Origin of the sequence: Thioalkalivibrio sp. ALgr3 (assembly GCF_000377325.1) — a bacterium.
In the GTDB taxonomy this organism is placed as follows: Bacteria; Pseudomonadota; Gammaproteobacteria; order Ectothiorhodospirales; family Ectothiorhodospiraceae; genus Thioalkalivibrio.
On the sequence record NZ_KB897980.1, the window covers coordinates 34216 to 47522 of the forward strand.

Below are 13307 nucleotides of genomic sequence, written 5' to 3' on the forward strand. Positions count from 1 at the left end.
GCTCGCCGTGGCAGACTTCGATTCAGACCGACAATGAACAGGGAACAGAGCATGGAACACTACGACATCATCGTGATCGGCGGCGGCAGCGGCGGCCTGGCGGTGGCCGAACGCACCGCGCCCCATGGCGCCCGCGTCGCCGTGTTCGACCCGAAGCCGCTGGGCGGGACCTGCGTGAACGAGGGCTGCGTGCCCAAAAAGCTCACCTGGTACGCCGCGGAACACATGAGCCAGGCCCGCCAGGCCGGCGAATTCGCCGTGGACGTGGACATCCGCGGCATTCGCTACGGCGAGCTGGCCGAGCAACGGCAAAAGCTGCTCGGCAACCTGAACGAGTTCTGGTCCGGGCACCTGGAAAAGCTGGGCGTGACCCACATCGCCGAGCGCGCCCGGCTGAACGGAAGCGACAGCGTGATCAGCGAAAGCGGCACCGAATACCGCGCCGATCGCATTGTGCTGGCCATGGGCGGGGCGCCGGTGGTGCCGCCGCTGGAAGGGGCCGAACTGGGCGCGACCTCGGACGACTTCTTCCAGTGGACCGAACTGCCGCAGTCCATCGCCGTGATCGGGGCTGGCTACATCGGCCTGGAGATGGCCGGGATGCTGCGCTCCATGGGCGTGCAGACCGACGTAGTCGCGATGGAAGATCGCGTGCTGGAGATGTTCGATCCCGCCATCAGCGACGCCCTGGACCAGCACATGGAGCACCAGGGCATCGGCCGTCACCTCGGGGTGAAGGTGTCCGGGCTGGGCGGCGAACCGGGCGCGGTCACCGTGCAGCTGGAAGGCGGCGAAGAACTCGGCCCCTACCAGCAGGTGCTGTGGGCCGTCGGCCGCAAACCGGCCACCGCGGACATGGGGCTGGAAGAGGCCGGCGTGGAAACCGGCCCCGGAGGCGTGATCCCGGTGGACGAGTGGCAGGCGACCAATGTCGAAGGGATCTACGCCCTGGGGGACATCATCGGCAAGGCCCCGCTGACCCCGGTGGCGATCGCCGCCGGCCGGCGTCTGGCCGAGCACTGGTATGCCCCCGAAAACAACCCGGTACCGGTGGACTACGAACAGGTGCCCACGGTGACCTTCACCCATCCCACCGCCGGCATGGTCGGACTGACCGAGCCGCAGGCGGTGGAACGTCACGGCGATTCGGTGCGGGTCTACGAGACGAGCTTCGGCGGCCTCGACCGGGCCTTTGCCGAGGGCGAGGTCCCGCCGGTGGTGATGAAGCTGGTGTGCGCCGGCGACGACGAAAAGGTCGTCGGCATCCACATGATCGGCCCCCACGTGGACGAGATGCTGCAGGGCTTCGCGGTGGCGGTGCGCATGGGTGCGACCAAGCGCGACCTCGACCTGACCATCCCGCTGCATCCCACCAGCGCCGAGGAACTGGTCACCCTCAAGCAGGGTCGCCCCGGCCGTGCGGAGGGCCTCGCCGAAGCCGCCTGACCTGCGGAACGGCACCCCGCCCCGCAGGCGCGTGCCACGGGGTTGCGGGCCACCATCCGGGCGAAGGCCCGTGGGACCTGCAACCCCGAACGCCGGTGGCTGTGGCATACTCCACGCCACAGAAACGCCGCACGGAGTGCATCTTTTGGCTACCCGCACGGATGTCGAAAACTTCCTCGAGAAACTGCGAAGCGACCTCGACCGGCAGCTGGTGGACATCCCCACCCTGCCGGACATCTCCGTGCAGGCGCTGTTCATCGTGCAGGACGACAACAGCACGATCGCCGACCTGGTCAACCTGATCTCGCGCGACACCGCCCTGGCCTCGCGTCTGGTACGCCAGGCCAACAGCCCCGCCTATCGCGGGCTTCATCGCTGCTCCACCATCCACTCGGCCGTGACCCGTCTGGGCATGGAACGGGTCCGCCAGGTCGTGCTGACCCATTCGATGAAGGAAGTCTTCCAGACCGGCAACGAGGCCATCCGCGAGCGCATGGAGCAGCTCTGGGCCCACAGCCTGGAGGTCGCGGTCCTCAGCTATCTGCTGGCCCGCCGGCAGCGCCATCTGGACGCGGACATCGCGCTGCTGGCCGGACTGGTCCACGACATCGGCGCCGTGCCCATTCTGCGTCGCGCCGAGAAGGTGGAAGAGATCTACGAGGATCCGCGCGCGATCCAGGCCGCGATCGACGCGGCCCACGTGCCGATGGGCCGGGCGATGCTCAAGAGCTGGAACTTCGACCCGGAGATCGTGCGCGCGGTGGGCGATCACGAAAAGATCCGCCAGGATCCGGGCGCCCACGAGCCGGTCTCCTACACCGACATCCTGCAGGCCGCCAACATCGAGTCCTACGGTGGCACCCGCCACCGCCTCGCCACCGTGGACCGGAGCGAGGTCCCGGCCTTTCGCCGCCTCACCGGCGACCCCGACCGGCTGACCCTGGACTGGGACACCGACGAGACCGGCCTGAACCACGTCAACCAGATCTTCGAGTAGGACCGCCCCTCGAGCAGGGGGCGGGACTCACTCCCACTCGATGGTGGCGGGGGGCTTGCCGGAGATGTCGTAGGTGACGCGCGAGATGCCGGGGATCTCGTTGATGATGCGGCGCGAGACGTGATCGAGGAACTCGTACGGGAGGTGGGCCCAGCGGGCGGTCATGAAGTCGATGGTCTCCACCGCGCGCAGCGCGACCACATAGTCGTAGCGCCGGCCGTCGCCCATCACCCCGACCGACTTCACCGGCAGGAACACCGCGAACGCCTGCGAGGTCCGGTCGTACAGATCGGCCTTGCGCAGTTCCTCGATGAAGATCGCATCCGCCCGGCGCAGCAGATCGGCGTATTCCTTCTTCACCTCACCGAGGATGCGCACGCCCAGGCCGGGCCCCGGGAACGGGTGACGGTAGACCATCTCGGTGGGCAGGCCCAGTTCGACACCGATCTTGCGCACCTCGTCCTTGAACAGCTCGCGCAGCGGCTCGACCAGACCGAGTTTCATGTTCTCCGGCAGGCCGCCCACGTTGTGGTGCGACTTGATCACATGGGCCTTGCCGGTCTTGGAGTCGGCCGACTCGATCACGTCGGGGTAGATCGTGCCCTGGGCCAGCCACTTCACGTTTTCCAGCTTGCCGGCCTCTTCGTCGAACACGTCGATGAACAGCCCGCCGATCACCTTGCGCTTGGCCTCGGGGTCCTCGATGCCGGCCAGCGCGCTCATGAAGCGGTCTTCGGCATCCACCCGGATCACGTTCACGCCCAGATGGCGGGCGAAGGTCGCCATCACCTGGTCGCCCTCGCCCTCGCGCAGCAGGCCGGTGTCCACGAACACGCACGTGAGCTGATCACCGATCGCCTTGTGCAGCAACGCGCCGACCACCGAGGAATCCACCCCGCCGGACAGGCCCAGCACCACGCGCTGGTCGCCGACCTGCTCGCGCACCCGCGCGGCCATGTCCTCGATGATGTTGTCGGCGGTCCACAGCGCCTCGCAGCCGCAGATCTCGTAGATGAAGCGTTCGAGGATCCGCTGCCCCTGGGTGGTATGCGTGACCTCGGGGTGGAACTGCACGCCGTAGAAGCCGCGGTCCGGGTCGGCCATGCCGGCGATTGGCGCCGAATCCGTGGAGGCCATCAGGCGGAAGCCCTCGGGCAGTTCGGTCACGTGGTCGCCGTGCGACATCCACACGTCGAGCATCCCGTAGCCCTCGGGCGTGGTGTGGTCCTCGATATTGCGGAGCAGCGGGGTATGGCCGCGGGCACGCACCTGGGCATAGCCGAACTCGCGGCGTTCGGAGGGTTCGACGCGCCCGCCCAGCTGTGCGGCCATGGTCTGCATGCCGTAGCAGATGCCCAGCACCGGCGCGCCCAGCTCGAACACCACGTCCTCGGCGCGCGGCGGTGCCTCGACGTTCACCGATTCGGGCCCGCCCGAAAGGATGATGCCGGTGGGCGCGAACGCGCGGATGTCCTCCGCCGGCATGTCCCAGGCATGCACCTCGGAATAGACTCCGGCCTCGCGGACGCGGCGGGCGATCAGCTGGGTGTACTGGGAACCGAAGTCCAGTACCAGAATGCGGTGGGCGTGCAGATCCTGGGTCATGTGGTTATCCACTGCCCCGGCCGGGTGGCCGGGGTCTGTGTCGGGGATCCGGCCGGCGGGCCGAATCAGTCCATGCGATAGTTCGGGGCTTCCTTGGTGATCGCCACGTCGTGCACGTGGCTCTCGCGCATGCCGGCGGCCGTCACGCGCACGAACTGTGGCTTGCTGCGCATTTCGGCGATGTTCTGCGCGCCCACGTAGCCCATCGAGGAGCGCAGGCCGCCCATCAGCTGATAGATGATGGCGACGATCGAACCCTTGTACGGCACCCGGCCCTCGATGCCTTCGGGGACAAACTTGTCGGCCGGGGCGTTCGGATCCTGGAAGTAGCGGTCGGAGGAACCCTGCTGCATCGCGCCCAGCGAGCCCATGCCGCGGTAGATCTTGTACGAGCGCCCCTGGTAGAGCTCGACCTCGCCCGGCGCCTCCTCGGTGCCGGCGAACATCGAGCCCAGCATCACGCAATGGGCGCCGGCGGCCACCGCCTTGGCGAGATCGCCGGAGAAGCGCACGCCGCCATCCGCGATCAGCGGGACGTCGGTCCCTTCCAGGGCCCCGGCCACCTCGGAGATCGCGGTGATCTGCGGCACGCCGACCCCGGCCACCACGCGGGTGGTGCAGATCGAGCCCGGGCCGATGCCGACCTTGACCCCGTCGGCACCGGCGGCCACCAGGTCCTTCGCCGCATCGGCGGTGGCGATGTTGCCGCCCACCACCTGCACGTCCGGGTAGTGTTTCTTCACCCAGGCCACGCGGTCGAGCACGCCCTGCGAGTGGCCATGCGCGGTGTCCACCACGACCAGGTCCACACCGGCCTCGACCAGCGCGGCCACGCGCTCGTCGGTGCCCTCGCCCACGCCCACCGCAGCGCCCACGCGCAGGCGGCCGCGCTCGTCCTTGCTGGCATACGGGTGTTCGGTGGACTTCTGGATATCCTTCACGGTGATCATGCCGCGCAGCTCGAAGGCGTCGTTGACCACCAGCACCTTCTCGATGCGGTGCTTGTGCAGCAGCCCGAGGATCTCCTCGCGCCCGGCACCCTCGCGCACGGTCACCAGGCGGTCGCGCGGGGTCATGATCTCGGAAACCGGGGCCTCCATGCGGGTCTCGAAACGCAGGTCGCGCGAGGTCACGATGCCGCGCAGATCGTTGCCGTCCACCACCGGCACGCCGGAGATGTGGCTGTCCCGGGTCAGCCGCACCACGTCGCCGATGGAAGCGTCGGGCCCCACGGTGATCGGTTCGCTGATCACCCCGCTCTCGTATTTCTTGACCTGCCAGACCTCGCGGGCCTGGGCCTCGGCCGGCATGTTCTTGTGCACGATGCCGATGCCGCCCTCCTGCGCCATGGCGATCGCCAGGCTGGCCTCGGTCACCGTATCCATGGCCGCGGAGACCAGCGGCGCGCTGAGCGTGATCCCGCGGCTGATCCGGGTGGAGATGTCGACGTCGCGGGGGATGACGTTCGAATGCCCGGGAATCAGCAGAACGTCATCGAAGGTCAGGGCTTCACCGAGTATCCGCATGCACCACTCCAGACAGGGCCCGGGGACCGGGAGGAAAGAGCCGGACAGTATAGAATCCGGGGCTTGACGGGTAAAGGCGGATCGGGCAGGTGCGTCGCATCCGCAGCGCTGCGAAGTTACCCTTGTATCTCCGCATTCCGAAGGGTCCAGACATGTCATCGACATCCCGTCTTGCCGGCCGCCGCCGGTTCCTGTTCCGCCTCCTGCCGGCAACCGCGCTGCTGCCCGCCGCACCCGCCGGCGCCGACTGGTGGGAACGCGGCCGCGAGGCCCTGGGAAGCCTGACCGGGGGCGACAATGGCAGCGCTCTCAGCCAGGGCGAGCGCATCGACGCCCTGCGCGAGGCGCTGTCCATCGCCACCCGCAACGCCACCGGCGAACTGGCGCGCCACAACGGCTTCTGGGGAAACCCGGAGGTGCGCATCCCGCTGCCCGGACTGGTGCAGTCCACGCGCGACACCCTCGACCGCTTCGGTGCGGCGGGCCCGGTCGACGACCTGCACGAACGCATGAACCGGGCCGCCGAGGACGCCGCCCCGCAGGCCCGCGAGCTGTTCCTGGACGCCATCGAGGACCTGACCCTGGACGAGGCCCGCGAGATCATCCAGGGCCCCGACGATGCCGCCACCCGCCACTTCGAGACCCGCATGAGCGACCCGCTGGCCGCGCGCATGGAGCCGGTCATCGACGAGGCCCTGCGCGAATCCGGTGCCATCAGCGCCTACAACGACCTGCTGGCCGAGGTCGAGGACATCCCGTTCGTCGCCGACATCGCCTTCGATCCGGTGGACCACGTACTGGGCTACGCGATGTCCGGTCTGTTCGACACCCTGGCGAAGGAAGAGGCGGCGCTGCGGGCCGACCCGGTCGGGCGCGGCACCGAACTTCTGGAACGCGTGTTCGGAGGCGGCGAATGAATGATTCCGCCGCGGTCCTGACCGTGGCCCAGCTGAACCAGTGCGCGGACGGACTGCTGCGCGACGGGCTGGGCTCGGTGCGGGTCGAGGGCGAGGTCTCCAACCTGCGCCGCTACCCGTCGGGCCACCAGTACTTCTCGCTGAAGGACGAGAACGCCAGCGTCAACTGCGTGCTGTTTCGCGGCAACGCCCGGCGCGCGGCGCCCTTCGCGGACGGCGACGCGGTGCAGGTGGGCGGGCGCGCGGGCATCTACCCCGCCCGCGGGCAGTTCCAGATCGTGGTCGAGCGGCTGGAGCCGGCCGGCGAGGGCCGGCTGCTGGCCGCCTTCCAGCGGCTGAAGAAGCAGCTCGAAGCCGAGGGCCTGTTCGACCCCGCGCGCAAGCGGCCGCTGCCGGCGCGGACCCATCGCCTGGGCGTAATCACCTCGGCCCAGGGCGATGTCCGCCACGACATCGAACGCACCCTGGCGCGGCGCTTCCCGCTGCTGCTGCCGGTCACGCTGTATCCCGTTGCGGTCCAGGGCGCCGCGGCGGCCGAACAGATCGTCGCCGCACTGCAGCGTGCCGGCGAGGAACGCGCGGTGGACGTGCTCCTGCTGGCACGCGGCGGCGGTTCGCTGGAGGACCTGCAGGCCTTCAACGAGGAGAGCGTGGCGCGCGCGATCGCGGACTGTCCGATCCCCGTAGTGACCGGCGTGGGCCACGAAAGCGACGTCACCATCGCCGATTTCGTCGCCGACCTGCGCGCCTCCACCCCCACCGCGGCGGCCGAGGCGGTCAGCCCCGACGGCCCCGCCCTGCGCCAGCAGCTCAACCAACTGCGCGCACGCCTGGAACAGCGGCTGGCGCGTCGCATCCACGAGGATCGCGCACGCCTGGAAGGGCTCGCCGGCCGCCTGCAGCGGCGCCATCCGCGGCAGATCCTGGAACGCAACCTCCAGCGCCTCGACGAGCAGCGCGAACGCCTGCAACGCGCCGGGCGGCTGCGTCTGGAACGCGCGGAACAGCGCCTGCAGCGCGCCCGCCTGCGCCTCGCCGGGGCCTCTCCCGGGGCGCGACTGAACCACGCCCGCCTGCGTCTGGACCACCGGCGCCAGCGGCTGCAGCAGGTACGCCCCGACCGCGATCTGGCGACCCGGCGCGAACGCCTCCACCGCCTGGATCAGCGCCTGCGCAGCGCGGCGCAGCGCCAGCTGGATGCACGCCGGCGCCAGTTCGAGGCGAGCCGGCGCCAGCTGCACTCGCTGGATCCCACCGCGGTACTGCGCCGCGGCTACGCCATCCTGTCCACCGAGGACGGCGGACTGCTGCGGGATGCCGCCGACGTGAACCGCGGAGACGCGGTTTCCGCCCGCCTGGCAAGCGGCCACGTCGATCTGACAGTGGTCCGCAGCCACCCGGCAACGGAAGAGCCCCAATGAGCCCGCACCCCGAAAAGCCCCGCGACCCGTTCGTCCGCGGCCCCGCCGAACCCGACCCCGCCGCGCTGGAGCGCGAGGTGGCCGCCGCGCTGGAGGAGGACCTCGGGCCCGGCGGCATGGCCGCCGACGTGACCGCGGCGCTGGTGCCGGCCGGGCGCCAGGCGCGCGCCTCGCTGTGGCTGCGCGAGGACGCCGTCCTCTGCGGCCAGCCCTGGGCGGAACGCGTGCTTGCCCGGCTGGACCCGAACCTGCGCATCGAATGGGCGGTCACCGAGGGCGAGACCTGCGCGGCCGAGACCCGGATCGCCCGCATCGAGGGCCCGGCCCGCGCGCTGCTGGCCGGCGAGCGCGCCGCCCTCAACCTGCTGCAGACCCTGTCCGGCACCGCCACCGAGACCGCCCGCTGGGTGGCGCGCCTGCAGGACCACCATGCGCGCATCCTCGACACCCGCAAGACCCTGCCCGGCCTGCGCCACGCGCAGAAGTACGCGGTGCGCATCGGCGGCGGCCACAACCACCGCCTGGGCCTGTGGGACGCGGTGCTGATCAAGGAAAACCACATCGCCGCCTGCGGCTCCATTGCCGCCGCGGTGGAGCAGGCGCGCACGCTGGGCGCCGGACGCTGGGTGGAGGTGGAGACGGAAAACCTCGACGAGGTCGACCAGGCGCTGGCCGCCGGGGCCGACGTGATCATGCTGGACGAGCTGGAACCCGCGAATCGCGCCGAAGCGGTGCGGCGCATCCGCGGGCGTGCGATCTCCGAGGCCTCCGGCGGGGTCTCCGCCGCGACCCTGCTGGAAGTCGCCGACTCGGGGGTGGACTACATCTCGGTGGGGGCGCTGACCAAGCACCTGCGGGCGGTGGACCTGTCGCTGCGTCTCGACAGCGACGCCTGACGCCCTACCACCACTTCTCGTATTTGAGCTGCGCCTCGGGAATGCCCCATTCGCCGAGCAGCGTGGCCATGTCCTCGATGAACTCGCGCGAACCGCAGAAATAGAACAGCGCGTCGCGCGGCAGCTCCAGCGACTCCAGCAACGAATGCGAGATCCGCCCGGTGTGCCCCAGCCAGTCCTCCGCCTCGCGGGTCACGGTCAGGGTCACGTCGATGTTGTCGGCCTGCGCCAGGCGCTCCAGCTCCTCGGGGAACAGCACCTCGTCCTGACGCGCCACGCTGTAGACCAGGTGCGCATTCACATCGGGGGCCGACTGGTGCACATAGCGCAGGATGCTGAACAGCGGGGTCACCCCGATGCCGGCCCCCAGCAAGACCACGTTGTCGGCCATGCCGTGTTCGAAGCAGAAATCCCCCTGCCCCGGCGTGATGTAGACGGTGTCGCCCTCGCGCGCCGCGGTGTGCAGATGATGGGTGGCCGCATGGTGATCGGCGTACTTGATGGCCAGCTCCAGGCGGCCGTCATCGTGCGGCGCGGAGACCACCGAATAGCCGCCGACGAAGGGCTTGGCATCGCCCTGCGGGATCACCAGGTCCAGCCACTGACCGGCACGCGAGACGAAGCGCTGCGGGTCCGCCGCCAGGGTAAAACTGCGGATCAGCGGGGTCACCTGCTCGATGCGCTCGATGCGCGCGGGCATGAAGTGATCGGGCAGCGAATCCAGGCCGTGTTCCATACGGGTTCCTTTTCTCGGGACGGGACGGGTGCCCGGCCGTTCGGGGTTGTTCGGAGTTATTCGGGGGTTGATTCGGGGTCGCCACGCAGCTGGCGACGGGCCTGCTGGTACAGCGCCTCCTGCTCGGCGAAATCGAGCGCGGACAACGACTGGCCCCGGCCTTCGGCCAGGGCCTCCATGCGCCGGTAGCGGGCCTCGAACTTGCGGGTACTGCCGCGCAGCGCGCCCTCCGGATCCACGCCCAGATGACGCGCCCAGTTGGACACCGCGAACAGCACGTCGCCGACCTCTTCGGCCACCGCGTCCGGATCGGCGCCGGCGGCCACGGCCTCGTTCACCTCGGCCATCTCCTCATGGATCTTGTCGACCACCGGCCCGGCGTCGTCCCAGTCGAAGCCGTCACGCGCGGCCCGCCGCTGGGTCTTGACCGCGCGGGCCAGCGCCGGCAGCGCCAGCGGGATGTCGTCCATCGAGCTGGCATGGCCCCGCTGCTCGCGGGAGGCGGCCTTGTCGGCCTCCCAGGCCGCCTCGCGTTCGGCATCGTCACCGAAGGCGTGGCCGGCAAACACGTGCGGATGGCGCCGCACCAGCTTGTCGGCGATCCCGCGGGCGACGTCATCCAGATCGAAGCGCCCGGCTTCCTCGGCGATGCGCGCCTGGAAGACCACCTGAAACAGCAGGTCCCCGAGTTCTTCCCGCAGCTCGGCGGTGGAGGCCGCGTCGCCGGCGTCACGCGCGACGGCGTCGGCCAGCTCATAGGCCTCTTCGAGGGTATGCGGGACGATGCTCGCGGCGGTCTGCGCACGGTCCCAGGCACAGCCGTGCTCGGGGTCGCGCAGTCGCGCCATGATCTCGCGCAGCCGGGTCAGGGGGTTGGATTCCGTCATGTGCGGGCAGTGTACGGACCGCGGTCGCCCCGCGCCAACGCCCCGATCCCGTGACGGAAAACCCGGCCCGGCGTAACGGCACGGGCCGGGCTCCGGCCGTGGGTCGGTGCGGCCCGCCGCGGACCCGGCGGTGACCTACTTCGGGTCGGCCGGGTTCAGGCGCGGATGGGTCTCCTCGCCCCACCACCAGACCAGGGCCCCGGACAGGAACATCGCGATCACCACGAACCAGAAGCCCCATTCCACCGAGCCGCCCAGATGCGCGACGATGCCCAGCCCCAGCGCGCCGATGCCGTAGCCCAGGTCGCGCCAGAAGCGGTAGGTCCCGATCGCCGATCCGCGCCAGTTGGGATGCGCGATGTCCGCGACCGCCGCACTCAGGTTGGGGTACAGCAGGGCCATGCCGAAGCCGGTGACCACCGCGGCGAACGACCACCAGATGACCCCGGTACCGAGCAGGGTCAGCCCAACCCCGGCGCCACAGATCCACATGCCCCAGACGATGGGCTTCATGCGGCCGATGTGATCGGACAGGCGCCCGGTGAAGAACTGCGAGCCGCCCCAGACGAAGCCGTAGATGCCGACGATCCAGCCGATCGCCGCCAGACCGAGCCCCTGCTGGTACAGGAACACCGGATAGAACACCCACACCAGCGCGTCCACGAACTTCTCCACCAGCCCGGCCTGACTGAACGCCGCCATGCGCCGGTCGCGCCAGGACATCAGGGTGAACACCTGCCAGGTCGTGGGTGCATCGGGGATGTTCTGCGGATAACGCGCCACCGGCCCGTCGTTGCGACCGGCCGCATGGCGGGCCCCCTCGGCCTTCGCCCAGTCAATGGTCTCGCGCACCAGCAGGAAGGTCATCACGATCGCCAGCGCGATCACCACCAGGCCAAAGACCAGCAGGCCGACGCGCGGGCCAAGGGCAGACGCCATGTACCCGGTGACGATGCCGGCCACGGCCACGCCGACATAGCCGGAGAACTCGTTCATGCCCATGGTGAAGCCGCGCTCGTTCGCCCGGGTGATGTCCATCTTGGCGGTCTGCGTCATCGACCAGGCCAGACCCTGGTTCACGCCCAGCAGCACCGTGGCGGCGACGATCCAGCCCCAGGTCGGGGCGTACAGGATCATGAACGGGATCGGGATGGCGGACAGCCAGCCCAGCAGCAGGACATTCTTGCGGCCCATGCGCTCGGACAGCCGGCCGGCAACGAAATTGAGCGCGCCCTTCACGATCCCGAAGGCCACCACGAAAGCCGTCAGCAGCATGAACGAGCCCTCGGCCACGCCGAACTCGTCCTCCGCCAGCGCCGGGATGACCGTGCGCATCATCCCGATGGTCAGGCCGACGAAAAACACCTGGATCAGCTGCTGGCTGAACTGCCCGAGGTTCTCGCGGATCCCGTGCGTGATGTGATCGTAGGCCTCGGCGGCCTTGTGCTTGTCCATGTTCCGGTTTCCTCTGGAAATGCGTTATCTCGCGGCCGGGGCCCCGGCCGCGTCAGTCCCGCTCGTCGGCCAGCGGCAGGCCCGCGTGGCGCCATTCGGCCACGCCCTCCTCGATCCGCTGCGCGGCGATCCCGTGCTCGCCCAGCAGCGCCACCGCTTCCTTCGCCATCAGGCAGTAGGGGCCGCGGCAGTAGGCCACAACCGGGCGGTCACGCGGCAGCTCCTGCAGGCGTTCGTCCAGTTCCTCCAGCGGGATGGAGCGCGCACACGGCAGATGCCCGGCCGCGTACTCGACCCCGGGGCGCACGTCCAGCACCACCACCTCGCCACGCCGTGCCTGTTCCAGCAGCTCGTGGCCGGCGACCGGAGCCAGCTCGTCGGCGCGCTCGGTCAGCTCGCGGGTGGCCGCCTGCAGCTCCAGCAGGCGCTCCTCCGCCAGCGAACGCAGCATCACCCAGAAATCCGCCACATGCCGGTCGACCAGACGGTAATGGACATGGCGTCCGGCGCGCCGTGCGGTCACCAGCCGGGCCTCGCGCAGGGCCTTGAGGTGGGCACTGACCAGCTTGACGCTGATGTCGGTGTCCGCCGCCAGCTGCTCGACGGTCTTCTCGCCCTGCACCAGCACCTCGATCAGCTCCAGGCGCTTGGGGCTGGCCGCGGCGCGCGTGATTCGCGCCACCTGCTCGTACAGCACGTCCTTCAGTTCGCGCTTGTCCATCGCGGGACACTCTACATTCCAATATTCGTTGGAATGCACGATATACTGGGCCGGCCACCCGAAACAACCCCGCCCTTCCCAGGCCCTTCGGCCCGTGTGCCTTTGTTGCGTACAGCCATTTCCTGAGTAGATTGGTCAACAATTCATTCAGCACATGCTGATTCGCTGAATGAAGCGACAATGCCCGAGGGCATCTTCCGCAAACTGAGGAGGTCGTTATGAGCAATCTGATCCAGAACTTTCCGCCGGACGGCGTGGTGACCATCAACCGGGTCATCCTGAAGCCGGAATACAGCATCGACGACCTGCAGGAACGCGTGGCCGTGCTGTGCGAGAACGTGAAGACCTATCACTCGGACACCGGCTTCGTCGGGGGCTTCGTGGCCCTGAACTCCGGTGCGGTCTCCAACGAGGGCTCCACCATCGGCCAGGCCGTGGAAAGCCCGATGAAGGACAAGGAAGCGCTGATCATCACCTTCTGGCGCACGATGGAGGAACATGAGGCCTCCCATCGCAGCGAGACCTTCCAGCCCCTGTTCCAGGAAGTGCTGGAGCTGTGCGAGAACGGCAACGAGGAAATCGCCTACGAAATGCTGTGGTCCGGGGCGGCCTACGATCCCGAAGAAGCGAAAGCCGCGCGCGAGGCGAAGGAGACCCACGCGGCCTGATCCCGGGCGTCTCTCCGGACACCCCTTCGTAC

Annotated in this window: 12 protein-coding genes; 6 read left to right on the plus strand and 6 right to left on the minus strand. The window is 69.3% G+C overall.

Annotated features, from left to right (window positions below):
• The first annotated feature begins 51 nt into the window (after positions 1 to 51).
• Together gorA and C998_RS0107125 are read left to right on the plus strand one after the other, a co-directional pair.
• A complete protein-coding gene (gene gorA / locus C998_RS0107120) occupies positions 52 to 1446 on the plus strand; it encodes a glutathione-disulfide reductase (protein WP_018870171.1) in 1395 nt (464 codons plus the stop codon).
• Between the two features lie 145 nt (positions 1447 to 1591).
• Positions 1592 to 2443: an HDOD domain-containing protein gene (locus tag C998_RS0107125; RefSeq protein ID WP_018870172.1), complete on the plus strand. Its 852-nt coding sequence runs from the start codon at positions 1592 to 1594 to the stop codon at positions 2441 to 2443.
• 27 nt (positions 2444 to 2470) lie between these two features.
• Here the strand turns inward: C998_RS0107125 and guaA are convergent, their stop codons facing one another.
• Both guaA and guaB read right to left on the minus strand, forming a co-directional pair.
• Positions 2471 to 4048 (minus strand): glutamine-hydrolyzing GMP synthase, encoded by a 1578-nt coding sequence (gene guaA, locus C998_RS0107130; protein ID WP_018870173.1) that lies wholly within the window; start codon positions 4046 to 4048, stop codon positions 2471 to 2473.
• Positions 4049 to 4113: 65 nt separating this feature from the next.
• The gene (gene guaB, locus C998_RS0107135; protein ID WP_018870174.1) at positions 4114 to 5574 is read right to left on the minus strand and encodes an IMP dehydrogenase; all 1461 of its coding nucleotides are present in this window, start codon (positions 5572 to 5574) and stop codon (positions 4114 to 4116) included.
• A gap of 152 nt (positions 5575 to 5726) precedes the next feature.
• Between guaB and C998_RS0107140 the strand changes: the two genes are divergently transcribed.
• Genes C998_RS0107140 through nadC form a run of 3 tightly spaced genes read left to right on the plus strand, consistent with a single transcriptional unit; the run spans position 5727 to position 8808 of the window.
• Positions 5727 to 6491, plus strand: coding sequence for a DUF4197 domain-containing protein (locus C998_RS0107140; RefSeq protein ID WP_018870175.1), 765 nt, complete (start codon positions 5727 to 5729; stop codon positions 6489 to 6491).
• Positions 6488 to 7912: an exodeoxyribonuclease VII large subunit gene (gene xseA, locus C998_RS0107145; RefSeq protein WP_018870176.1), complete on the plus strand. Its 1425-nt coding sequence runs from the start codon at positions 6488 to 6490 to the stop codon at positions 7910 to 7912. The genes C998_RS0107140 and xseA overlap by 4 nt, the downstream gene beginning before the upstream one ends.
• A complete protein-coding gene (gene nadC / locus C998_RS0107150; RefSeq protein ID WP_018870177.1) occupies positions 7909 to 8808 on the plus strand; it encodes a carboxylating nicotinate-nucleotide diphosphorylase in 900 nt (299 codons plus the stop codon). Before xseA ends, nadC begins: the two co-directional genes overlap by 4 nt.
• Before the next feature lie 4 nt (positions 8809 to 8812).
• Here nadC and C998_RS0107155 read toward each other — a convergent pair whose 3' ends face one another.
• The 4 genes from C998_RS0107155 to C998_RS0107170 form a co-directional block, all read right to left on the minus strand.
• Positions 8813 to 9544, minus strand: a complete 732-nt coding sequence (locus C998_RS0107155; protein WP_018870178.1) for a ferredoxin--NADP reductase — start codon at positions 9542 to 9544, stop codon at positions 8813 to 8815.
• A gap of 56 nt (positions 9545 to 9600) precedes the next feature.
• Positions 9601 to 10431 carry a nucleoside triphosphate pyrophosphohydrolase gene (gene mazG / locus C998_RS0107160; RefSeq protein ID WP_018870179.1) on the minus strand — a complete coding sequence of 277 codons (831 nt, stop codon included), beginning with the start codon at positions 10429 to 10431 and terminating at the stop codon, positions 9601 to 9603.
• A gap of 135 nt (positions 10432 to 10566) precedes the next feature.
• Positions 10567 to 11886 (minus strand): MFS transporter, encoded by a 1320-nt coding sequence (locus tag C998_RS0107165; RefSeq protein ID WP_018870180.1) that lies wholly within the window; start codon positions 11884 to 11886, stop codon positions 10567 to 10569.
• A gap of 52 nt (positions 11887 to 11938) precedes the next feature.
• Positions 11939 to 12607: a metalloregulator ArsR/SmtB family transcription factor gene (locus tag C998_RS0107170; RefSeq protein WP_018870181.1), complete on the minus strand. Its 669-nt coding sequence runs from the start codon at positions 12605 to 12607 to the stop codon at positions 11939 to 11941.
• Between the two features lie 218 nt (positions 12608 to 12825).
• Between C998_RS0107170 and C998_RS0107175 the strand changes: the two genes are divergently transcribed.
• Positions 12826 to 13275, plus strand: a complete 450-nt coding sequence (locus C998_RS0107175; RefSeq protein WP_018870182.1) for a hypothetical protein — start codon at positions 12826 to 12828, stop codon at positions 13273 to 13275.
• Positions 13276 to 13307 lie beyond the last annotated feature (32 nt).

Bases quoted from the DNA above. Each gene is read 5' to 3' on its own strand.
- gorA (WP_018870171.1), top strand. From the start codon at position 52: ATGGAACACTACGACATCATCGTGATCGGCGGCGGCAGCGGCGGCCTG.
- guaA (WP_018870173.1), bottom strand. From the start codon at position 4,048: ATGACCCAGGATCTGCACGCCCACCGCATTCTGGTACTGGACTTCGGT.
- guaB (WP_018870174.1), bottom strand. From the start codon at position 5,574: ATGCGGATACTCGGTGAAGCCCTGACCTTCGATGACGTTCTGCTGATT.
- C998_RS0107140 (WP_018870175.1), top strand. From the start codon at position 5,727: ATGTCATCGACATCCCGTCTTGCCGGCCGCCGCCGGTTCCTGTTCCGC.
- xseA (WP_018870176.1), top strand. From the start codon at position 6,488: ATGAATGATTCCGCCGCGGTCCTGACCGTGGCCCAGCTGAACCAGTGC.
- nadC (WP_018870177.1), top strand. From the start codon at position 7,909: ATGAGCCCGCACCCCGAAAAGCCCCGCGACCCGTTCGTCCGCGGCCCC.
- C998_RS0107155 (WP_018870178.1), bottom strand. From the start codon at position 9,544: ATGGAACACGGCCTGGATTCGCTGCCCGATCACTTCATGCCCGCGCGC.
- mazG (WP_018870179.1), bottom strand. From the start codon at position 10,431: ATGACGGAATCCAACCCCCTGACCCGGCTGCGCGAGATCATGGCGCGA.
- C998_RS0107165 (WP_018870180.1), bottom strand. From the start codon at position 11,886: ATGGACAAGCACAAGGCCGCCGAGGCCTACGATCACATCACGCACGGG.
- C998_RS0107170 (WP_018870181.1), bottom strand. From the start codon at position 12,607: ATGGACAAGCGCGAACTGAAGGACGTGCTGTACGAGCAGGTGGCGCGA.
- C998_RS0107175 (WP_018870182.1), top strand. From the start codon at position 12,826: ATGAGCAATCTGATCCAGAACTTTCCGCCGGACGGCGTGGTGACCATC.